This window comes from Vogesella mureinivorans (assembly GCF_007644035.1).
Lineage (GTDB): Bacteria > Pseudomonadota > Gammaproteobacteria > Burkholderiales > Chromobacteriaceae > Vogesella > Vogesella mureinivorans.
In genome coordinates this window covers 1-278 of record NZ_VMTV02000061.1, presented here as the reverse complement: position 1 = coordinate 278, position 278 = coordinate 1, and the positions used below count along the sequence as shown (strand labels likewise).

Here is a 278-nt window from a genome sequence, read left to right as displayed (position 1 = left end):
CATAGGATGTGTTCGGTCATTATTACTAACCCCGTTTAAACAGGATGTTAAATGGATGTTCATTTTTATTTAAGAAGAAAATTATGTCAGAAAATTTTGCTCAACTACTTGAAGAATTCCTTGCGGCAGAAGCTCGTTTAGGTTCTGTGGTTAAAGGTACTGTAGTAGCTATTCAAAAAGGCTATGTAATCGTTGATACAGGTTTTAAATCTGAATCATCAATTCCTGCTGAAGAATTTACAAATGCTCAAGGCGAACTTGAAGTTCAAGTCGGCGAC

Annotated in this window: 1 pseudogene; it reads left to right on the top strand. The window is 36.0% G+C overall.

What is annotated here, in order from left to right:
• Nucleotides 1-83 precede the first annotated feature (83 nt).
• A pseudogene (gene rpsA / locus FLQ44_RS01745) lies at nucleotides 84-278 on the top strand (30S ribosomal protein S1); the annotation flags it as partial.